The organism is Manganibacter manganicus (assembly GCF_002075885.1).
Taxonomy (GTDB): Bacteria; Pseudomonadota; Alphaproteobacteria; order Rhizobiales; family Rhizobiaceae; genus Mesorhizobium; species Mesorhizobium manganicum.
In genome coordinates this window covers 52,507-73,843 of record NZ_MDET01000005.1, presented here as the reverse complement: position 1 = coordinate 73,843, position 21,337 = coordinate 52,507, and the positions used below count along the sequence as shown (strand labels likewise).

Here is a 21,337-nt window from a genome sequence, read left to right as displayed (position 1 = left end):
TTTTCCGCTCACTTGACGAGTCCGAGCGCCTTAGCGCCGGCGGTATATTCTTCGATGCGCGCAGCGACGAATTCGGGAACCTTGTCATAACCGATATCGATCAGCACAAAGCCCGCGTCTTCCATCTTCTCGATGAAGTCCGGTTGGCGGTTGATCTCGGAAACGATGTCGGAAATTCGTTGACGCAGATCCTCTGGTGTGGCTGCGGGAACGGCGACACCACGGTACGCGCCGCCGACGATGTCGTATCCAAGCTCCTTAAAGGTCGGCACGTCCGGAAAGGCCGGGAGACGCTCGGCAGAGGCAACAGCCAGCATCCGCAGTGCGTCGCCTTGGCTCACACCGGAGGTCGCGTAGTTGAAACCGGCCATCGTGGATCCTCCGAGCACGGCAGTTATCGAAGGGCCGGAGCCTGAGAAGGGAACGTAGGTCGTTGTCACGCCGGCTTGCTCGTCGAAGCGAATGGCGGCGAGGTTGTTCGAGGAGTTCGAACCCGAACCCGCAAAAGTAATCAAGCCCGGATTCGCCTCGGCATAGTCCACGAGCTGCTTCAGTGTCGTAAACTGGCTTTCCTTCCGCACAAAGATTGCGTCGGGTGTGTAGTGGAAGTAGTTGACCGGCGTGAGATCTTTGGTCTCGTAGCCGGCCGATCCAGTGAGTGGCTGCAAGACCGTGTGCGGCATGATGATCTGCATGATCGAATAGCCGTCACCCGGCAACGAGTTGAGTTGCGACCACGCCTGCGCGCCACCGGCCCCGGGCTGGTACTGTATGATCACCTGCTCCCCTGTGACGTCCTCCCACTCCGACTGTTGGAAGCGCGACGAAATATCGGATTCACCGCCGGGGCTGAAGGGAATGATGTAGGTCATCGGTTTGTTCGGGAAGTCGCTCACCGACTGCGCCGCCAGAGGGGCCGTTGTTGCAATGGTCAGCAATACGGAAGCAAGAGCGATTTTCATGGTTTTCTCCTCCTTTGAATTTGCTCGATTTTGAGCAGGCAGGGCTGCGATCACGCGGATACGGGAAGCTTTACAAAAGGCCGTGAAGGCCATCGGTCGATTGAACTGCCGTTCTCAGCTGCCGAACAAGCGTCACTGCAGACCTCATCGCAGTGTTTTTGAGATGTTTTCTAAGTCACCCCTCCTTGTTTTGGACTCCGTGTCTGGGCTTGGGCCTAGACACGCGAAAAGGCATTCCTGCAGGAACAGGAAAAACATCTGGCATTCCAGTTATGCCTCTTGACGCTGCAGCAGTCAATCTGGTATTCCAGTTTTTATGACAGACAGATTGGAAAATTTGAGCCTGAATGCGGAGACGTTCATCCGCGAAGGCATTATCAAGGGGCGCTACGCCTTCGGAGAACGGCTCTCTGACCGAAGCTTGGCCGCCGCGATGGGCATCAGTCGTACCCCAGTGCGCGAAGCGTTGTCGCGACTCGCCGCTGCAGATTTGGTCGTAATTCGTCCGCAGAGCGGAACATTTGTCGTCTCTTTGACGTCGGAGATGATCCGGTCAGTGTGTGCTATGCGCGGAGTTCTTGAATGTGGCGCCTTGCGCCTTGCCGCAGGTCAGGATCCGGAGAGACTCGCGGCCGCAGTTTCAGTCCCCTTGGCCGGCGGCGCTATAGCGATCGAAGAAGGTGACCTGACCCGCGCGGAAGCCATGGATACGGCGTTCCACAATGCCTTAATCGCGTCCGCGAACAATCCCCTTTTATCTCGCGCCTATCGCAGCATTATCGATTATGTCGAAGCCATCCGGCACCGTCTGCCACGAGACATTAAGCGGATGCAACGCGCCGTTCATCAGCATCGCAGAATCGTTGACCTTACGCTCGCGGGGCGCCTCCCCGACGCAGAAGTCGAGCTGCTGTCCCACGTGAAGATTGTCGAGGGCATCTCGGCTACTGTCATTCGCGAGAAAGGTTCGCTGTGAACCAATAGGTAATCACCGGAAGGTGCGCGTCGGATGACATACAGATCGCCGGATACGTAGCGCCCAACAATCCAGCACCGCAAGGTATCTACTTTGTTCCCGAGCCTTGGCGCCTGCCAGTGTCCTGCGCCGCATCAATTCTGCGTTCGGCAATCAGTGAGCGCGACAACAACAACTCCAAATTATCCGGGATCGACCGTGACTTGTTAAATAAAGGACTTCGAGAATGAAGACACAATCTGGAATGAAGAAAATATTCTCGTCAAATGCACCCGTCCCTGCTGGTCATTATGAGCAAGGATGGAAAACTGGCGATTTGGTTTTCGTTTCTGGTCAGCTGCCTATCGATCCCAAAACGAAGGCAAACAACGATGGCACCGCCGCCGAGCAAACCATGCAGAGCCTGAACAACGTCAAAGCCGTGCTTGAGGCAGCGGGAACCAATCTCAATCGGGTCGTGAAGGTGACAGTATACGTCTCCGATATTGCGAAGTGGGACGAGATCAATGCCGCCTACAAAGACTTCTTTGGCGAACATAGGCCAGCCAGATCCGTCGTCCCCACGCCCGAATTGCATTATGGCTTCCAAGTAGAAATCGAAGCCATCGCAACTCTCTAATCCAACGATTCTTTCCGCTAGACAATTTGGAACCAGGAGAACGCAATGATCATCAACGGCCTCAAGGGCGAGTATGCCACTGTGAATGGCATACGGATGTTCTATATGCACGGGGGGGGCGACAAGAAAAAGCCTCTTGTTTTGGTGCATGGATTATTTCAGACAGGAATGATGTGGCGCAGGGTCGCCGCAAAGTTGATGGAAGATCATTATTTGATCGTTCCCGACAACCGCGGCTACGGTCTATCCGAAAAGCCTGCCAAAATGGAGGATCTGACTAAAAGACTGCAAGCACAAGATATTTATGAACTGCTCACGCACTTGGGTATTGACAAGTGTGTAATGCTCTCGCACGACCGTGGCGCCCGGATTGCCAGGACTTTCGCCATGGACTACCCGGAAATGCTTCTGGGTGTTTCGTTCATGGACATGCTCCCGACCGAATACATCTATCAAGAGATGACCAGTACCCAGACCGGCTCGCATCATTGGGACCAGTTGTTCAAGCTGGCCTCCCCTATGGCCGAGGATTTGCTGGATGGCAACGCAGCGAACACCAGAATTTACGTGAATAACTTTTACAATAGAACGCCGGGTTTTGTGGATATTCTTAAGGAAGACGGCGTCTATGACTATTATATGGACTGTATTCTCGCCCCTGGCGCCATGATGGCGATGCTCAATGATTACCGCGCAGCTTATCACATCGATGTGCCACGGATCCGTGCGGCGCTCGACAAAGGTGAACGGATTTCCATTCCGGTGCAACTGCTTTGGGGCTCCAAAGGCAATGCATCCAAATCCCCCATCATGGATATCTACAAAGTGCGGTGTTCCAACTCAATCGAAGGCAGTGTCGTGCCGTCTGGTCATTACCTGGCTGAGGAAGAGCCTGAGATCACTCAGGACCTGTTACTAGGCTTCAGCGACAAGTGCTTCTCCAAAGCCTGACCGAATTATGGGAAACTACTCCGATCCGATACTAAAGTGTCACAGCTGCGGGAGCGAGTTCCCGCAGTATTCTCCTATCTGGAGATGTCCCTGCGGCGGTGTGCTCGACGTTAGAGGTGCAAGCATCTTTCCCAGAGATCAGCTTGCGCGACGTCCCATGAATTTCTGGCGATACCGCGAGTCTCTGGCCTTACCGGAAGACGAGCCCCGCATCTCCCTGGGCGAGACGATAACCTCGCTCCTTAGGGTTAGGTTTCGAGACTGGGATGTCTCGATGAAGCTGGACCATACGTTGCCAACAGGTTCTTACAAAGATCGTGGGGTCGCAGTTTGCTTGAACCACCTATACAAGATGGGCTTCCAGATAGTGTCCGAAGATTCCTCCGGCAATGCGGGCGCGTCTACAGCTGCTTACGCTGCGGCGGCTGGTATGCACGCGAACATTTTCGTTCCCGAAACAACTTCGCCAGCCAAGATCAATCAGATCAAAATTTACGGCGCCGAATGCCACTTGGTCTCCGGTACCCGGACCGAAGCAGCCAAAGAAGCTCAAATAGAGCGACAAGCTACTCAATACATCGGGCACAGTTGGAACCCATTCTTCGCCTGCGGCATCAAGTCGATTGCCTACGAGATCGCGGAGCAATGCGATTGGTGCCCGCCCGATTGGATCGTTACCCCCGTCGGCGGGGGAAGTCTGGTGATGGGACTGATTGACGGCTTTGGGGATCTCCTTGATGCGGGCTACATCCAGAATATACCCAAGATTGTGGCAGTTCAGTCAGCTGCCTGTGCGCCGATTTATCAGGCTTGGTCGCGTCATGAGCCCAAGGTGACTAGTGTGGAACTTCAGCAGACCTACGCCGAGGGCGTTGCGCTTCCCAATCCGCCTCGAGGAACTCAAGTTCTGGAAGCGATCCGGCGCACCGATAATGTGATGTTATCCGTGGATGATGCCGATTTGATATCTTGTTGGAGGGATATGGCACGGATCGGAATCTTTATGGAACCAACCTCCGCCCTTACGGTCGCCGGGGCATATCTCGCAAGAACCGGGCGCGAAATAATCGCGGAAAAAGATAAGACGGTCATCATAGTTACAGGACATGGGTTGAAGACGAAATCGACGTTAGTGAATGTCACCTAGCACCTGTGTTCACACAGCTAACCTGAAAAATTCGTGGGGGGTTGGCGGATGTGGCACAAGCCGTTGAAATGACGTAGGATTTGGTTGCTGAACTGGCCGATCCGCGCCATTTCCCGGAGACCACACCCGCCATGAGTGATCCTACGCTGCCACTGACCAGTTTGTCATCTGTTCGTGGTAAGTGCATCGTCGCCCGTTTCGACGGCGGCATGCTGTCGTCCAACAGTGGTGTTCTGGCTCTGGTGAGGTGGGAAAGCGGCTGCGTGTTGCCGAGCGTCTGGCGCGGTGCATCGATGATCCGCGCTGCCCGGACCAGATCGTCCACGGCCTGACGGATATGATCGGCTTTCGCATGCAGATGATTGCCGCTGGCTACGAGGATGGCAACGACGCCAATCGGCTGCGCTCCGATCCGATCTTCAAGATGGCCCAGGATACGTTGCCGTCGGGTCGGGACCTGGCCTCCCAGTCGATGACCTGCTCCCCGTTTTGTCCGCGTCTATAAGTTAGCCCTGTTCACGTTGCGGGAGCTCGCAACTACGGATACCGATGTCAATCGGCCAGATTACAAAGCTCAAGCTCATCAAACGGCAAATGTACGGCCGCGGAAAACTTGATCTACTTGAAGCACGCATCGTCGAAGTGCCGCGATGTCTTCGAGATTGCATCAGAGCTCAGTTACGACGCCGGTTGACAGCAAGTGCCTTATCAATAGCCTGAAAGGCTTCCTGCACCCTTCGATAGGGCGTCACACGTTAAGGCAAAGATACTTTACCTCGACATAATCCTCGATGCCGTATTTTGAACCTTCGCGGCCCTGTCCGGACTGCTTTATGCCGCCGAACGGGGCGACTTCAGTGGAGATCAGACCGGTATTGATACCGACCATGCCGTATTCTAGCGCTTCTGCCACACGGAAGATCTTCGACATGTCCTTGGAGTAGAAGTAGGACGCCAGACCGAACTCGGTGTCGTTGGCCATTTCGATAACGTCTTCTTCTGTATCGAATTCGAAGAGCGGCGCCACCGGACCGAAGGTCTCCTCGCGCGCGACCTTCATCTCCGTGGTCACGCCGGTCAGGATGGTCGGCTGGAAAAACAGACCGCCCTTGGCGTCTGGCTTGCCGCCAACCGCGACCTTGGCGCCCTTTTCAAGCGCGTCAGCGATATGTTCAGCGACCTTCGCCACGGCGTCCTCCGTGATCAGCGGGCCTGCGTTCACACCGGGCTCGAAGCCATCGCCGACCTTCATAGTACCGACCTTATCGGCGAGTTTTTCGGCAAAAGCGTCGTAGACGCCCGATTGGACATAAAGGCGGTTAGCGCACACGCAAGTCTGGCCGTTGTTCCGATATTTCGAAATCATCGCGCCTTCGACCGCCGCATCGAGATCGGCGTCCTCGAAGACAATGAAAGGGGCGTTCCCACCAAGCTCAAGACCGAGCTTCATGATCTGCTCTGCGCCTTGGCGCATCAGAATCTTCCCGACTCCGGTCGAACCGGTGAACGTGAGCTTGCGGACCTTCTCGTTCTCGGTGAACTCCTTGCCGACCGACGACGAATCCTGCGATAGGATGACGCTAAAAATACCACCCGGAACGCCTGCCCGCTCGGCAAGAAGCGCGAGCGATAGCGCTGAGAGAGGCGTCTCGGCAGCTGGTTTGGAGACCATCGCGCAGCCCGCAGCCACAGCCGGTGCAAATTTGCGCGCCAGCATGGCATTTGGGAAATTCCACGGCGTTATTGCCGCCACCACCCCCACTGGCTGCTTGATGATAATAATACGCTTATCCTGCTGGTGACCGGGAATGGTGTCGCCGTAAACTCTCTTGGCCTCCTCGCCAAACCACTCGACATAAGACGCTCCGTAGAGCACTTCGCCCTTCGCTTCAGCCAGCGGCTTACCCATTTCGATCGTCAGGATCGCGGCGAGATCGTCTGTATTCGCGACAATCAGGTCATAGAGCTTGCGCAGTACGACGGCGCGTTCCTTGCCTGTTTTCTTGGCCCATTCTTTTTGTGCCTTGTAAGCCACGTCGATGGCACGGGCCGCCTCCGCACGGTTCATATCCGGAAGCGTAGCAATCACCTCGCCATTGGAAGGGTTAATGACCTCAAAGGTCTGGCCGCTATCGCTCTTAGCGATCCACTCACCAGCGATGAGTGCCTTGTCGGTAATGAGGGAAGGATCCTTGAGCTTGGAGAGCAGGGTCTGGGAAATGGGCATGGATCGAACAGCAGCCTCTCTAGCAAATTCGCGGAGCAATTCTTCGAGGATTTCGAGTGCTTTCGCAAATAAATCGTGTTGGATAGTAATCGGGGCGAGGAAGCGAACGTATCGCTGCAAGAGCTGCGGTCAGCTGAGGCCAGTTCGCTCTCAGAAGCATGGTCGTCGCTTGCAGTGACATTTGTTCACTGTCTCCGTGAGCGGTCCGTATTGAAGGAGATTTGGTTGGTACTCCGGCGGGCAATGGGCGAGACCAAGTCACTTCGCCTGCTGCCTGCGATACAGCCCGAGAATGTGCTTCAGCTCATCGTGCGGCAGGCCGAACAAGGTGTAGCCGTCTGCGCCCGTCATCGTGCGGGCGGCGACCAGAGCGTTGACGATCGCTTCCTCCGTGGCTTCCACCGTTGCCTGAAAGACGGGATCGAGCTGTCCCGTGGCAACCATCGGGCCTTCCTTCAGCTGCTCGTCCGGCACATCGTTCGCGGCAGAGGTCGTGGAGAAGGATACGACCAGGTCACCGGACCCATTGCCGGAAAAGGACCCGAGGCGGCCGATGCCAAGCGACGCGCGTCGCGCGACACGATTCAAAACCATCGAACTCAACGGCACATCGGTTGCCACAACGACGATGATCGACCCGTCGTCCGGAACGGGCTTCCCGCCGGTGCCGTCGGCCTGGCACTCCGGCTCCTTTTTCTTGGCCGATTGGCCCGGCGCGTAGCAGGGCAGCCACTTTGCGTTCAGTTCTTGGCCAACCGGAACCCCTGAAATGCGCAGGACGTCGCGCGCGCCCGTGTTGCATTGGACGAGCACCCCCACAACATAGGGCTTCTTGCCGATGGAAATCGTCCGCGACGCTGTTCCGATACCGCCCTTGAAGCCGAAGCAGCGCATGCCGGTGCCCCCGCCCACATTGCCTTCGGCGACGGGACCGCCCTTCGCCCGTTCGATCGCCTCCATCGCGTGCTCTGGCGTGACATGAAAGCCCTGGATGTCATTGATGCCGCCATCCCACGTCTCGGCAACGACAGGCGTCGACGCCTCGCCGAATTTCTCCGCGGTCCAGCGCTGTATCCCGGCATAGACCTGACCGATGGCATTGGTGTTGGAGATGCCGATGGGGCCGTAAACGAGGCCGAGGTCCTGGAGATAGGACTGGCCAGTCATTTCACCGTAGCCATTCAGGTTGAAGAAGCCGCCATTTACCGGCTTCGAACTGGCATGCCCTCTTGGCAGCACGACCGTCACGCCGGTTCGCACGGGACCTCGGCCCACCTCAGTCGGCCCTTCGCCCTCGATCAGGGTAACATGGCCGACCTCGACGCCGGCAACGTCGGTAATCGCGTTGAGTTTGCCTGGCTTCCCGTCGAATGCAACGCCCAGGTCGCGAGCCCGGTCGCCAGCCGCTGCCATGGAGCTCGCCAGCGATGCCGCAAGCAGGGCCGGAATGAATTTTTTAAGCACGCTAACCCTCCCTAAGTTGTGTATTCGGCCAACCTATCGCTCCTGAAAGACAGACAAATAGCAACACCGGGGACATTGCATCGCATTGATCGATGTAATCGACAGGGCTCTCGTAAGTGCAGATCTTCTCTGGCGCGAGTTGCCACTCACGTGGATTCGAAGCGTACGCGGCGATAGACCGGGATAATCATGCTCGCTCGGGACCATTCGCGATACGGGCACAAAGCACCTGCACCCTTTGCAAGTTGACTATGCAGGTCCGAGGCGGATCGCCCTGAACCAACCGGATACATCGACAATCACGATGTTTATGCAGTACGTTGCGGATTTATCATTTTAAACGCGCAGGGACTAATCCGATCCATGTGGTTGGTGACGGGAGGCATACTGCATGGAGTTATTAGGTTTTGGTGCAGGTGGCTGGGGCTGGTCCTTTCTGAGTGGACTGCTCGTCACCGTAGAAGTCGCAATCCTCGCCCTCCCTTTTGGTCTGCTCTTCGGTCTCATGATCGCATTGGGTAGACGGAGCAAATCGCGCCTCCTCAGGATCGCATCGGTTGGCTATGCAAACGCATTCCAGGCGATACCAGAATTGTTGACCATCTTTGCGATATACCATGGTTGCTCACAGCTCATTCAATTCTTGATGTCAGAACTCGATATTCAGGCGTCTTGGAGCGTTCCTGGTGTCGCGGCGGGCTCGTTCGCTCTCGGTCTCGTGTTCGCTGCGTACTCGAGCGAGATCTGGTTGGCTGCTTTGGCGGGCATTGGGCGAGGCCAATACGAAGCAGCAATGTCTCTCGGACTTCCGGGCATCGCATCCCTGCGAATTGTCATATTGCCCCAGGCATTTCGGCTAGCCCTTCCCGGGCTCGGCAATCTTTGGATCATCCTCCTGAAAGATACCGCGCTTGTCTCGCTAATATCTGTCTCCGAGTTAATGAGAGAAGTGAACTTGGCGGTTGCGGCAACGCACAGATACTTCCTGCTCTATCTATTCGCCTGCCTGGGTTACATCGTCCTGACAAAGATATCGGAGTTTGTTCTCGAGCGATTGAATCTGAGAGCAAGCCGTCACCTTGTGCGGGTGGCATAACGATGGATACTTCGCTTGTTGTCGAAAACGCCGGACGTCTTTACGAGGGATTCAAGCTAACGCTTGCATTGGTAGGGTCGGCCGCCGCCTGTGCCGCCATAATAACCGTCCCGCTGGTATTGGGATTGCGCTCCAATTCGCGGATCCCTCGGGCTTTTTCCCGCACTTATGTCACCTTCTTTCGAGGGTCTCCGCTTCTGGCTCAGCTTTTCCTTCTCTACTATGGAAGTGGTCAACTTCGACCCCTGCTGGAAGACCTCGGCGTCTGGTGGCTTTTCCGCGACGCTTTTTTCTGCAGCGTTCTGGCGTTTGCCCTCAATTCAGCAGCCTATGTCGCTGCATTGGTGAACGGAGCGATCGACGGTCTACCCGAGGGACAATGGGAAGCCGCAACTGCCCTTGGGCTTGGTTGGGTCGCCACGCTCCGAAAAGTAATCATGCCACAAGCCATTCGGCTAGCCCTGCCGGGCTACGGAAACGAGATCATTCTCTTGATCAAGGCTAGTTCCATCACAATGGCCGTAACGCTCTATGAATTACTTGGCGTCGTCAAGGTTATATATTCGAGAACTTTTGATATTACAATCTATATCTGGGCCGCCTTGATCTACATTTGCATCGTTTCGATCGTCAGGCTTGCCTTCAAGTTATTGGAGCAGTCATTTTTTCGATGGTGACCGTTCGATACGGAATTCCGGACCGATGGCGATGACAGCGGTATTTGGTCTGAATGAATACCATATGGCCTCAACTAGGAGCTTAACGGGGCTTGGAAGAAGAAGCAGTTGTCAAAACGGGAGAACCAAACAAAATGAAGTCAGTAAATCACTATAAAGTGCTGCTCACTACGGCACTGCTATCGCTGAGTGTCACTTCTGCAATGGCTGAGCAGCGTACACTCAAGATTGGTACCGATGGCCTTTATCCGCCTTTCAGTGTCGTCGATAACGCTGGCAAGGTGACCGGCCTTGACATCGAAATCGGCAACGCGATCTGCGCCAAACTCGACGCAAAATGCGAGTGGACGGCGCAGGACTTCGAAGGTCTTATCCCCGCTGTCCAAAACGGCCGTTACGACATGGTGATTGCATCGCATTCGATCACGGACGAGCGAAAGAAGGCGGTGGATATGATCAAGTACTACAACAACTCCGCGAGCTTCCTGGTGCCAAAGAATAGCGATGGTTCTGACCTGTCACCGGATGCGTTCGCGGGAAAATCAGTGGGTGCCCAGATAGGAACTGTTCATGCTTCGTATCTCGAGAAGAATTTCTCGGATTCGACGCTGAAATTTTATCCTTCTCAGATTGAAGCTTACGCCGATCTCAAAGCAGGTCGCATCGATGCCGTGATGGGCGATACCCCAACTCTCTATACGTGGGTGCAAAACGAGGGAAAGGATTGCTGCAAGGTCTCGGAGGCCAAGATTTCGGGCCCAGCCGTTGGAGATGGCGCCGGGATAGTCATCAAGAAGGGCAATGAGCCTTTGCATTCGGAGGTTCAGAAAGCCGTCGATCTGATGTGGTCAAATGGTGAGTTTGATGCGCTTTGGGCCAAATACTTCCCTTTCCGCATCGGAAACGACAAGTGACTGGGGTTCTCGCGCCATGAGCGGTCCATCTCAAACGCAATCCCCTGATGTCAATTGGCGGCGCGAGGCCGTACAGGGAAACTACGCAGAAAGGCCCCCCTCCGATCCGGGGGGCCCAATCCGGATATGGCTGTATGCAGATCGTATTTCATACCGACCAGGCGACCCCATTCAAATCTCGGTCAACACTAACGCACAACGTTATTCGATCGAAATATACCGAGACGGCGCACATCGCCAACCAGTGGTTCGCCGGACCGGCCTTCCAGGGACTTGGTCTGCCACAAACGTCAATTGTTCGGAGGTGGGCTGCGACTGGCCAGTCTCGGTAGTCGTATCCGATACCGAAAGCTGGCGTTCCGGCGGTTTTGTTATCAGGGCTTTCGTTGCATCCGATTGTGACGGCGTTGTCGCCGAGAGCGAGCACGTCGTCATTTTCGGGCCAAGCCGTCAAACGCGGACGACTGAGAATAACGACAGGCTGCTTCTAGTAGCGGCCACGGCCACATGGACTGCCTATAACGATTGGGGCGGCTCCAATCATTATCAGGGCCTGTCCGGGCCCAATGGAAATGATTTCGCGCCGCGTCTGAGCGTCCAGCGACCTTACGCCCGCGGTTTCGTCAGCATTCCCGATGAGGCTCCACGTGCAGTGCTGATGGATCAGCCCGGCATCCTGGAAGAACCGGAATACCCCCACATGGAGTGGGCCTATCGCAATGGATACAGCAAAAAATATGTCTCTGCCGGATGGGCAAGTTTCGAACGCCGATTTGTGATTTGGGCCGAGAAAGCGGGCTATCAGGTCGACGTCATATCTCAAACCGATCTGCATAACGATCCAACCATTCTGTCCGGTTACCGATGCGTGGCAACTATCGGCCATGACGAGTATTGGTCCTGGGAAATGCGCGACGCGATTGATGCTTATGTTGATTGCGGCGGCCGCATTGCCAGGTTCGCAGGAAACTTCATGTGGCAGATCCGCCTGGAGGACGGTGGAAGTACGCAGGTTTGCTACAAATACACAGCTCGTGAGCGAGACCCATTGATGAACACGGGACCAAGGCATCTTGTTACGGAGTCATGGGAGGCTGGTGAGATAGGGCGACCGGGCGCTTCAACGTTCGGCCTTAACGCAACGCACGGCATGTATGCGAGTTGGTCCGGGTGTTCACCCCGGGGAGCCAAAGGATTCCCGCTGTATCGTCCGGATCATTGGGCATTCGCGCAAACCGGCCTTTATTACGGAGACATCATCGGCGGCCAGAGCGGCGTGTTCGGCTACGAGGTCGACGGGATCGGCTATGAAATCCGCGGCGGCCTGCCGTTCGTTGCTCCAGGAGCGCTCGCACCGGACTGCATGGAAATACTGGCTCTGGGCCTCTCATCGACCATCGAGGAGGGTGAATCAATTAAGCCGGGCCACACGTTCCTGGGCCGAGAAGACGCCGAGTATGTGGCTATGGTTCTGACCGGATCTGCTGATCAGGCCAGCATCGAGAAGACAAAACGGGGATGTGGAGCGATCGTCTACTTCCAGCGCGGAAAGGGCCAAGTCTTCCATGCCGGGACTTCGGACTGGATAATGGGGCTGGTCCGTGATGACCGGATCGTTATTCAGATCACAAAGAATGTACTCGATCGGTTTCTAGGCCCGTAACGGCTCAAGTGCATGAAAAAACGCTGAGAAAGTCCTGCGGTCGAATCCTCTGAATCCGGTCTGCGATGAGCGCACTCATGCCACCGGCACGCACCTCGCCCGGCAGCGCCAGCCATATCACTCAACTCCGGACCCAAAGACCATGATTTCCACCAAAACTATTCTTGTAATCGGCGCAACCGGCAAACAAGGTGGAGCCGTGCTGAGGCATCTACTCCAACGAGGCGCCCGGGTGCGTGCCTTGACGCGCGATCCCTCGAGCCCGAAGGCGAAAGCACTGGCCGCCCAACAGGTTGAGATCGTCAAGGGCAACCTCGACGATCCCGCATCGATAGCGCATGCCCTCAACGGGGTCGACGCCGTCTTTGGCGTGCAGGACCCGTGGGCTCATGGCGTAGATGCAGAAATCCGCCAGGGCATGATGCTGGGCGATCTGGCCAAGTCTGCCGGCGTCCGGCGTTTCGTACAGGCTTCTGTGGCGTCCGGAGATGTCTCAACAGGTCTTGAACATTTCGAGAGCAAGGGGATCATCGAGCGGCATCTGCAGTCGCTCGGCCTCGATGTGACAGCTGTCAGGCCGGTGATGTTTATGGATTCGCTGCTGCAAAGCTCAGAGCCGCGCGCCCATTATGTTCTTGAGTTGCTGCGCCACGGTTTGCGTGGCAGACCTGTCCAATTGGTCGCAGTCGATGATATCGGACGCGTCGCCGCAGAGGCTCTCATTGAAGATCGGCCAGAAAGGCCCGGACTGCGGGGGATTGAGCTGGCAGGCGACGAACTGAGCTACAAGCAGATCGTCGAGAATTTCGTGCTTGTAACGTTGCGCCAACCAAAGGTGGTCTACCTCCCCACGATCGCCATTCACCTTCTGGCGCGCAAGCCTTATTCCAGTTACCGCTGGATGGGCAGGCACGGATGGCATTACGACCTGAACGTCCTGCGCGCCGAGCGGCCTTGGCTACAGACATTTGAGACTTGGCTGCGCGCAAACGCGGATAGGTGACCGACCGGGGCGAGAGCGGACGCCGCGTTGGAGGCGGAAGCCATGCGCCGAGGCCATTCGCTGTTCGTCTTTCAGGAGAGAAGGCTTGCCCGGATCCTTACCGTTGACCAGCCCGTCGGAACCCGAGTATTGAAGCGAACAACCCAATCGCGCACAATCTGAACGTTGCTAAACCGGTCAGCATCAGCGCGCGAGCCGCCATCATAGATCGATGCGAGCGCCAGAAGCCGCCGCTTCTGATCGGCATCGCGTGTCTGGCGAGCGAGATGCCGCAAACTGGCTCCGTCGAAATCAGACCGTAACGTAAGGTAAGCGCGCAGCTGAGGCCGTTCAGGCCTAGTAGTTCCACGGCATGAGCTGATCGATTTGGGAGATCGGCCAGCGGTTGGCGATGCGGCCAAGGGTCTGGGTGAGCCAGGCGAGTGGATCGACGTTGTTCATTTTGGCGGTTTGCAGAAGGGTATATCTTCGCCAATCCGGTGTAGGCCGTGGCGACAGCAGGGGCAGGCATGGTCCTCGATGTCGACGACCATCTCGATGCGCGGCAGATGCGGCGGCAGCGCACCCCGGTTCGTCCGCCGCTTTGCGGAGCGCTCCCTGCGCGCGGCAAGATCGCCACGTTCGGCCTCTTCCTCGCCGGCTGCCTCGATCTGCTCTGCCTCTTCCAGCCCCAGCAGCAATTGATCCGCGGGAAGCGTCTCTGCGCGACGACCGAAGCGATGACGCTGCAATTCCTTGATGATCTGAATCAGGCGAGCATTCTCGACGTCGCGCGCCAGGACCATCGCCTTCAGCGCGTCCGGATCGTCGGGAAGCTGGTCAGCCGTGATAGCCATCAGCGGATCAGACCATATTCGCCGACGCCCGGCGACAGCGGAATTAAAGCTGATTCACTTGGTCGCGGTTAGCTCGCCTGCACCGGAACGCGGGTCTGGCGCGCTTCATGGACCCGTCGCCAGTCGAGACCTTCGAGCAGCGCCGACAGCTGCGCGGCCGTCAGCTGCATCATGCCGTCATGCACTTTCGGCCATCGGAACTCGCCGTCCTCCAGGCGCTTGGCGTAAAGGCAGACCCCGGTGCCATCCCAGAAGATCAGCTTGATCCGATCCGTCCGTTTTGCCCGGAAGACATAGACCGCACCGCTGAACGGATCAGCGCCCATCGTCTCACGCACCAGTGCGGCAAGACCTTCCGCGCCCTTGCGGAAGTCGACCGGCTTGGTCGCCACCATGACCTTGACCGCGCCCGTCGGCCCGATCACGTCGTCGCCTTCAGCGCGCGGATGACTGCCGCTACCGTCTTGGAATCGGCTCCGCGGCCAACACGCATGGCGACGCCGTCGATCTCCAGTTCGATCACGCCGGCCGCTCGGGCGGCTTTCCTTTTGCGTATTGGCGACCGCTTCGCCGCCGGATCCGGTATCGGAGCCGCCACCACTGCCGGCACGAACAACGATTCCGGCACCGCCGTCCTCTCGGCTGCCGGCTGCCGAGCGGCCCGACGCCAAGCGAACAGTTGCTGCGGCGACAAAGCGTATCGGCGCGCGACAGCACAAACCGTTTCGTCGGTCGCGTAACTTTCCGCCACGATCCGTGCCTTGTCCTCCGGCGACCATTCGCGCCGCCGGCCAGAGCCCGTAAAAACTTCGAACCGGCGCACCGGCTCCAGATCGCTGGACTTAAGCGTAAACTCTGAAATCGTCATATGTCGAAGCCCTCAAAGGCTCCGAACATCGTCCCCTATGCCCCCGCGCGAAAGGTGCCCTCAAAACAGCGCTTACCGTAGACATACAACTTGGCACCAGTCTGGATCGCTCGTGCCAAATGTCGCCTGAAGCTTTGCCTAAAACCAGATGGGATGCCCTTGGCGCTTACAACGTAAGCGCTAAACCCACCCCAGGATCTAGCCTGGCTGGCGCGCGCTGAGGCGCGCCAGCTCCATTCGCTATCGGCTGATTACGCCAGGTAGGACACAAAGCAGTTCAAACAGGAGGTTGGCAGCGGTAATCGCTGTTGTTCCCGTCGTGTCATAAGGGGGCGACACTTCGACGAGATCCGCGCCAACGATATTCAACCCGTGGCATCCCCGAATGATTTCAATGGCCTGGATGGTCGTGAGCCCGCCGATCTCTGGCGTTCCTGTACCGGGGGCGATTCCAGGATCAAGACTGTCGATATCGTAACTCACATAGACAGGACCTTCGCCGATCTGTTGGCGGACTTCAGCCATGAGAGGGACAAGCGACTTATGCCAGCAATCTTCCGCTGGAACGACGCGGAACCCCTGCCCGCGCGGCCAGTCGAAATCTTCGGCGGCGTAGCCGGACCCTCTTAGCCCTATCTGAACCACACGCTTGCAGTCCAGAAGACCTTCCTCGACAGACCGCCGAAACGGTGTTCCATGCGCGATTGCTTCGCCAAACTGATGCTCATTGATGTCGGCATGTGCATCGATATGGATAAGCCCAACTGGACCATGCTTGCGCGCCATCGCCTGCAGGATCGGATATGTGAGTGTGTGGTCTCCCCCGATTGCGAGCGGCTTGCAGTCGAACTGCAAGATACCGTCGAAAAATTCGGAGATGATACCAATCGACTTTTTCAAGTCGAAAGGGTTTGTCGGGACATCTCCGATATCGGCCACCTGGAGGCTGTCGAATGGGGCGGCTCCAGTTCCCATATTATAGGGGCGTATCATCACCGATTCAGCGCGAACCTGACGAGGACCAAAGCGTGTGCCGCTTCTGTTCGACGTGCCAATATCCATTGGGACGCCGATGAAACAAGCATCCAAACCCTTCGCGTCCGGCGCGTGAGGTAACCTCATCATGGTTGGAATGCCCGCGAAGCGGGGCATCTCATTGCCGCCAAGCGGTTGATTGAACGTTGTCATGATAGCTTCTCCAATTCCTTTTTCATCCGGCACATGCGAGGTGGCCAGAACCAGGAATTCTCAAAATCGGGCCGCTCTCACCAAATCTTCCATGACGAATTTCTTACTTCGCAAAAATAGTGATCAAGCCGTATTGCATCGGGAGTGTCGATGTAACATCCTTTGATACTTACTGAGGAGGATGGAATGCGCGTTCACGACTTTGATCTGAAGTTGCTTCGTACATTTCGCGCGATCGTCGAGGCAGGTGGCATCGTGGGGGCGCAGCTTACTTTGAACGTGTCTCAATCGACGCTTTCGACACAACTGGCCGATCTTGAGAAAAGGCTGGGATTTCGCGTCTGTTACCGAGGCCGGTCAGGATTTGCGCTTACAACGGCCGGGCAGCAGATCTATGACGCCTGTGAGGATCTGTTCTCAGCGGCCGACAGATTTCAGAACACCGCCGCTTCAATCTCAGGTGAACTCAAGGGTGTATTGCGGCTAGGCATTGTAGACGCGATGGTCACAAACCGGGCATGGGACTTGTCGGCAATCATCGGCGAGTTCAACGACCGCGCTAAGAAGACCGTGATCGAAATCTACACGGACTCTCCCGGCAATATGGAGCGATTGTTAATCGAAGGGGCACGAGACGTTACTATCGCCGGTGCCTTTACCCGTAAAACTGCCGGCATTGTCTACATCCCTCTCTTCAATGAGCAGCACGCGCTATTTTGTTCAAATGAGCATGCTCTGGCGGGCCAGGAAGCTGTCGAGCTCGCCGAGCTGAAACGTTATGCTTTTGTCGCGCGTCGGTATCTGCACCGGTACGATCTCGAGCGGGTTGGGCATATCAGCCCAGGCGCGGTCGTCGAGGAGATGGAAGCCCAAGCGCTTTTGATTCGATCTGGACGCTTCATGGGCTATCTCCCGGTGCATTATGGGGAGACCCTGCCCTCGCTCACGAGGGTCAGGACCAGCGAGAACGTCGACTACTACTCTCCCTTCTACCTCCTTCACAAAACCAACGCGGAAGAGAACTTGCTTATCAGAAACTTTATCAACAGAGTGCGCGAGGCGAAGCTGCTGAAATCAGAGCGGGACCCACAACCGATACAGCCGCTTGACGGCGGGATAAAGAAAAAGAGGCGCTGACAAATTTTACATCGGAGTATTCGATGTAAGACATAGTAAGATCGGATAGACGAGGACGTCTCGCGATCGTTAGCTCGTTCCCAATCACACACATCGTGCCGGATCCGGGAATTACAATGATCACAAATGCCATCAATATCAATTTCGAGCCGTCCGGTGATGCATCAGCGGCCATGACCGCGCCCCCGACTACAAGAAGCATTTCAGGGCTCATTCCGGGATTTTCGACAGACCAGTTCATCGCGCCTTTCAACCTTCATTTCGTCGATGATCAGACGATTTCCGCTCGGAGCGCGAAACAAGAACTATCTGGCCGAGGTACAAAATGACCTCAGGCTCAACAATGATCAGCCTTGACAAGATCCATAAATCCTACGGGTCGGTGGAAGTACTCAAGGGAGTAAGCATCGGCATCCGTGCCGGCGAGCGGGTGGTGCTCTGCGGCCCTTCTGGATCGGGAAAAAGTACTCTGATCAGGTGTATCAACGGTTTGGAACCGCGAAGCAGCGGGAAGATTCTGGTGAATGGCCACGAGTTGCACCCCAACTGTGAAAACATTGCCGATCTCAAAGGAGAGGTTGGAATGGTCTTCCAACAGTTCAATCTGTTTCCGCACCTAACGGTGCTGCAGAATCTTATGCTGGCGCCGCGGATCGTTCGGGGCACCGCTCATGAGGCGGTGCAGGCTCAGGCAATGCGCCTCTTAGAACGTGTGAAGATTGCAGACAAGGCTCATGCATATCCGGGGCAGCTGTCGGGCGGACAGCAACAGCGCGTCGCAATTGCGCGTGCGCTCTGCATGCAGCCGAAGGTGATGCTGTTCGACGAGCCTACTTCCGCCCTGGACCCCGAGATGGTCAAGGAGGTTCTCGATGTCATGATCGATCTGGCCCGAGAAGGCATGACGATGATCGTCGTTACTCACGAGATGGGCTTTGCAAGGACAGTGGCTGATAGAGTGATCTTTATGGATGGCGGGGTGATTTTGGAAGAAGACGCTCCGGCCTCATTCTTTACCAGGCCGAAGCATCCGCGCACGAAAGAATTTCTTCGGCAAGTGTACGAACACAGCCACTAGTCCCGCATCGCGCCAGCACAACTGAAACCACGCAATCCACCTCGATCGAGCGGTTTGCGAGAAGCCGCTTCCGCGGTGTTCGCCCGCACCCGCGACGGATCGCAATGCTTCGGCGATGGTCTGGCACAACACCTAGCTGTGCGTAGCGCAAGCACGCCGAAAAAACCGATAAAACGCTGACGTTTAGGAGAACGAATATGAGCAGACTTCTGCAAACCGGACTCAATGCCGGCAAAGAACCAGTCATCAAGGTTGTCGACGGCGAAGGTGTATACTTCATTCTCGCAGATGGGCGTCGTCTTATCGACGGCAGTAACACCGGCGGCCCCCTCGGCCACAAGCACCCTGCCATGGTTGAAGCGATGATCAAGGCTGCCTCAAATCCTGTCATCAACGAGGGTTGGTTCTGGGCCGAGCGTGAAGCCGCTGCTGAAGAGCTGATCGACATCGCCTTCGGCGAAGAAAAGAGCTGGGTGGGCGCCGTCCGTTTTTTCATCTCAGGAAGCGAAGCGAACGATCTTGCGCTGACCTTCTCGCAGGCCCTGACTGGTCGCACGGAGCTTGCAACCCGCGAGCGGGCCTTTCATGGCATGACAGGCCTGTCCCGACAGATGACGGTACAGCCGCATTGGCATGGCGGTCTTGCCCTCCAGAGCGGTGGAAGCAAAGCGGTACCGACGCAGGTTCCTGTCCGCATCATCCCAGGTCCGGTTGATGCGAAGTACGGGGTTGTGAGTGACAACAGGACACTCGCTGAGCGCATGGCTGGTACCGAGCAGGCGTTGTCCGCAGTAGCGGCGACCATCATCGACTACACGCAAGGTGGAACGTACTACGATCCCGAGTATCAGGACTACGTCGCGAATGCAGCCCGCAAGGCCGGTTCGCTTTGGATCGCGGACGAAGTGGTAACAGGCCTCGGGCGTAGCGGCCGCTGGTTCGCCTTCCAGGGCGGCGAAACCCGACCCGATATTGTCACACTTGGCAAATGCCTGGCTGGTGGTTCGGCCCCTGCCGGCGCGGTCGTCATGTCTAAGGAAATCGTCGATAACATGAAGGACAAGAGCTGGCAGACCTACAGCACTTTTCGCGCGCATCCTAGTGCGGTTGCCGCTATCCGGGCATATCTGTCGGTGATGAAGGACGGTGAAATCATCCGACGCGTCAAGACGCTCGAAGCGAAGATGCAGCAGGGTCTCGTCGAGATCGCTCGCCGGCATCCGAGCGTGGCGCGCGTCGATGGTTTCGGCTTGCATTGGACCGTGGAACTCCATGGTCCCGATTGGCGCAATTGGTATGCCGACACTACGGTTTCTCCGATTGCTTCGCGTGTGGCGTCACGCGCGATCGAGGCGGGCGCGATCATCGGTACAAGCGGCGAGCAAACATCGCTGTTCCTCGCCCCGTCATTTATCATTACCGACAGCGAACTCGATACACTGCTTGCTGCTCTTGATCATGGCCTGGCTGTTGCTGACGCCGAGTTTGAACGCGGCGCGGCCTGAAGGGAAGATAAGTCATGCCTGATAATACGGTGGCTGAGAACGTCCGTGCAGCCGTTCAATTTTACCTGGATGCGCTTTACTTTGGCGATGTCGAGGGATTTCGTGCAGTCTTCCATCCTCGGGCCCAGTTGTACTCGGCAACAGATGGTAAACTCGTTAATCTGAACGTCAATGCGTATCTCGATCTCGTTGCTAATCGCCCGTCTCCGCAGGAAAAGGGCGACGAGCGACAGGACGAAATCCTCGCGTTATCGGTAGCGAGCCCAACGACTGCTCACGCGCGTGTCAGAGACGTCTACCTGCCAAAACGCTTCATCGACGACCTTACATTCGTTCTGGTCGACGGCAAATGGCAGATCGTATCGAAGGTATGGCATTTTGATTTGTGACTTAGGTTGACTGTCAAGTTCCAGCGACGCCTTACGAAAGAACCCGGCGCCTGAACTCGTTGATGTTGAAGTGTGGCCTCTACGACGGTTCGGGGGAATTTGCCTTCCGGGTGGGGTTGCTCGCCAAGAGTGGTGTCGGCGGTGGCATCCTGGCTGTGGCGCCGGGCATCGCCTCACTCGCAGTTTAGAGCCCCGGTGTCGATGTGCAGGGCAATTCGTTACTTGGCATTAGCGCACTCGAATTGTTGGCTCATCAGACGACTGGTCGGTTTTCGGTCCAGATCAAAACGGGACGAGTGGATGGAAGATGACTTCACGTGAGATGGAGAAAAAAGCGTGTTTCTCCCAGGACTTGTCGTCAAATCGGCAATGCGTTGCCCCCTGACGACCGAATGAAAATGCACATACCAAACTCGCCGCATGCCCTTTCCAAGCTGTCTTGGCGCATGGCGGCCCGTCCTGCCGGCGGGGAGGAACAGCGCCGGCAGGACGTTTCTTTTTGATTTCATAACACCAGGCACTTTCCGCCAGGCTCAATCAATTCGCTCACCAAGGCCGCGATCCATGGAAATTTCACAGCACATCAGGACTTCGCCAGCAATTCCATAAGACCGCAGGGCGGGGTTCGGGGGCGAAC

At 56.5% G+C, this 21,337-nt stretch carries 20 protein-coding genes and 5 pseudogenes; 16 read left to right on the top strand and 9 right to left on the bottom strand.

Translation table 11 applies throughout. The annotated features are described in order from the left end of the window. Positions 1–8 precede the first annotated feature (8 nt). On the bottom strand, positions 9–962 hold the full coding sequence (locus BFN67_RS04735) for a tripartite tricarboxylate transporter substrate binding protein (RefSeq protein ID WP_080918495.1): 954 nt from the start codon (positions 960–962) through the stop codon (positions 9–11). Between the two features lie 316 nt (positions 963–1,278). Here BFN67_RS04735 and BFN67_RS04730 point away from each other — a divergent pair, with 316 nt between their 5' ends. From BFN67_RS04730 to BFN67_RS04710, 5 genes and pseudogenes are all read left to right on the top strand, one after another. Further along, a complete protein-coding gene (locus BFN67_RS04730; protein ID WP_080918494.1) occupies positions 1,279–1,938 on the top strand; it encodes a GntR family transcriptional regulator in 660 nt (219 codons plus the stop codon). Positions 1,939–2,164: 226 nt separating this feature from the next. Continuing rightward, a complete protein-coding gene (locus BFN67_RS04725) occupies positions 2,165–2,557 on the top strand; it encodes a RidA family protein (protein WP_204842124.1) in 393 nt (130 codons plus the stop codon). 45 nt (positions 2,558–2,602) lie between these two features. After that, complete coding sequence (locus BFN67_RS04720) at positions 2,603–3,508, top strand: alpha/beta fold hydrolase (RefSeq protein ID WP_080918492.1); 906 nt, start codon at positions 2,603–2,605, stop codon at positions 3,506–3,508. Between the two features lie 7 nt (positions 3,509–3,515). Next, complete coding sequence (locus tag BFN67_RS04715; RefSeq protein WP_080918491.1) at positions 3,516–4,655, top strand: pyridoxal-phosphate dependent enzyme; 1,140 nt, start codon at positions 3,516–3,518, stop codon at positions 4,653–4,655. 131 nt (positions 4,656–4,786) lie between these two features. Beyond that, positions 4,787–5,127 (top strand): annotated as a pseudogene (locus tag BFN67_RS04710) (transposase); the annotation flags it as partial. Between the two features lie 276 nt (positions 5,128–5,403). Here the strand turns inward: BFN67_RS04710 and BFN67_RS04705 are convergent. Together BFN67_RS04705 and BFN67_RS04700 are read right to left on the bottom strand one after the other, a co-directional pair. Further along, positions 5,404–6,882 carry an NAD-dependent succinate-semialdehyde dehydrogenase gene (locus BFN67_RS04705; RefSeq protein WP_080918490.1) on the bottom strand — a complete coding sequence of 493 codons (1,479 nt, stop codon included), beginning with the start codon at positions 6,880–6,882 and terminating at the stop codon, positions 5,404–5,406. Between the two features lie 258 nt (positions 6,883–7,140). Beyond that, positions 7,141–8,346 (bottom strand): DmpA family aminopeptidase, encoded by a 1,206-nt coding sequence (locus BFN67_RS04700; protein ID WP_245295158.1) that lies wholly within the window; start codon positions 8,344–8,346, stop codon positions 7,141–7,143. 391 nt (positions 8,347–8,737) lie between these two features. On the opposite strand from BFN67_RS04700, the gene BFN67_RS04695 reads away from it, so the two are divergent. The 5 genes from BFN67_RS04695 (at position 8,738) to BFN67_RS04675 (ending at position 13,699) form a co-directional block, all read left to right on the top strand. Next, positions 8,738–9,442, top strand: coding sequence for an ABC transporter permease (locus BFN67_RS04695; RefSeq protein WP_080918489.1), 705 nt, complete (start codon positions 8,738–8,740; stop codon positions 9,440–9,442). A gap of 2 nt (positions 9,443–9,444) precedes the next feature. Continuing rightward, positions 9,445–10,119, top strand: a complete 675-nt coding sequence (locus BFN67_RS04690; protein WP_080918488.1) for an ABC transporter permease — start codon at positions 9,445–9,447, stop codon at positions 10,117–10,119. Between the two features lie 92 nt (positions 10,120–10,211). After that, the gene (locus BFN67_RS04685; RefSeq protein ID WP_139789031.1) at positions 10,212–11,033 is read left to right on the top strand and encodes a transporter substrate-binding domain-containing protein; all 822 of its coding nucleotides are present in this window, start codon (positions 10,212–10,214) and stop codon (positions 11,031–11,033) included. Between the two features lie 16 nt (positions 11,034–11,049). Next, the gene (locus tag BFN67_RS04680) at positions 11,050–12,696 is read left to right on the top strand and encodes a N,N-dimethylformamidase beta subunit family domain-containing protein (RefSeq protein ID WP_080918486.1); all 1,647 of its coding nucleotides are present in this window, start codon (positions 11,050–11,052) and stop codon (positions 12,694–12,696) included. A 142-nt stretch (positions 12,697–12,838) separates the two neighbouring features. Continuing rightward, positions 12,839–13,699 carry an NmrA/HSCARG family protein gene (locus tag BFN67_RS04675; RefSeq protein WP_080918485.1) on the top strand — a complete coding sequence of 287 codons (861 nt, stop codon included), beginning with the start codon at positions 12,839–12,841 and terminating at the stop codon, positions 13,697–13,699. 110 nt (positions 13,700–13,809) lie between these two features. Here the strand turns inward: BFN67_RS04675 and BFN67_RS24700 are convergent. The 6 genes and pseudogenes from BFN67_RS24700 to speB all read right to left on the bottom strand — a co-directional run. Beyond that, positions 13,810–14,019, bottom strand: a pseudogene (locus tag BFN67_RS24700) (IS630 family transposase); the annotation flags it as partial. Positions 14,020–14,035: 16 nt separating this feature from the next. Beyond that, a pseudogene (locus BFN67_RS04665) lies at positions 14,036–14,161 on the bottom strand (transposase domain-containing protein); the annotation flags it as partial. After that, a pseudogene (locus tag BFN67_RS04660) lies at positions 14,161–14,535 on the bottom strand (transposase domain-containing protein); the annotation flags it as partial. The pseudogenes BFN67_RS04660 and BFN67_RS04665, both read right to left, overlap by 1 nt. 68 nt (positions 14,536–14,603) lie before the next feature. Further along, positions 14,604–14,960 carry an IS66 family insertion sequence element accessory protein TnpB gene (tnpB, locus tag BFN67_RS04655; protein ID WP_080918483.1) on the bottom strand — a complete coding sequence of 119 codons (357 nt, stop codon included), beginning with the start codon at positions 14,958–14,960 and terminating at the stop codon, positions 14,604–14,606. After that, positions 14,957–15,403, bottom strand: a complete 447-nt coding sequence (tnpA, locus tag BFN67_RS04650; protein WP_080918482.1) for an IS66-like element accessory protein TnpA — start codon at positions 15,401–15,403, stop codon at positions 14,957–14,959. Before tnpA ends, tnpB begins: the two co-directional genes overlap by 4 nt. A 240-nt stretch (positions 15,404–15,643) precedes the next feature. Next, positions 15,644–16,591 carry an agmatinase gene (gene speB, locus BFN67_RS04645; RefSeq protein WP_080918481.1) on the bottom strand — a complete coding sequence of 316 codons (948 nt, stop codon included), beginning with the start codon at positions 16,589–16,591 and terminating at the stop codon, positions 15,644–15,646. A 186-nt stretch (positions 16,592–16,777) separates the two neighbouring features. Here speB and BFN67_RS04640 point away from each other — a divergent pair, with 186 nt between their 5' ends. From BFN67_RS04640 to BFN67_RS04615, 6 genes and pseudogenes are all read left to right on the top strand, one after another. Then, positions 16,778–17,728, top strand: coding sequence for a LysR family transcriptional regulator (locus BFN67_RS04640; protein ID WP_080918480.1), 951 nt, complete (start codon positions 16,778–16,780; stop codon positions 17,726–17,728). A 116-nt stretch (positions 17,729–17,844) separates the two neighbouring features. Further along, a complete protein-coding gene (locus BFN67_RS04635) occupies positions 17,845–18,057 on the top strand; it encodes a hypothetical protein (RefSeq protein WP_080918479.1) in 213 nt (70 codons plus the stop codon). Continuing rightward, positions 18,054–18,806: an amino acid ABC transporter ATP-binding protein gene (locus tag BFN67_RS04630; protein ID WP_080918478.1), complete on the top strand. Its 753-nt coding sequence runs from the start codon at positions 18,054–18,056 to the stop codon at positions 18,804–18,806. Before BFN67_RS04635 ends, BFN67_RS04630 begins: the two co-directional genes overlap by 4 nt. Before the next feature lie 197 nt (positions 18,807–19,003). Next, positions 19,004–20,311: an aminotransferase class III-fold pyridoxal phosphate-dependent enzyme gene (locus tag BFN67_RS04625; RefSeq protein ID WP_080918477.1), complete on the top strand. Its 1,308-nt coding sequence runs from the start codon at positions 19,004–19,006 to the stop codon at positions 20,309–20,311. A gap of 14 nt (positions 20,312–20,325) precedes the next feature. Next, positions 20,326–20,700: a nuclear transport factor 2 family protein gene (locus BFN67_RS04620; RefSeq protein WP_080918476.1), complete on the top strand. Its 375-nt coding sequence runs from the start codon at positions 20,326–20,328 to the stop codon at positions 20,698–20,700. A 35-nt stretch (positions 20,701–20,735) separates the two neighbouring features. After that, positions 20,736–20,977 (top strand): annotated as a pseudogene (locus BFN67_RS04615) (glutaminase); the annotation flags it as partial. Between the last annotated feature and the right edge of the window lie 360 nt (positions 20,978–21,337).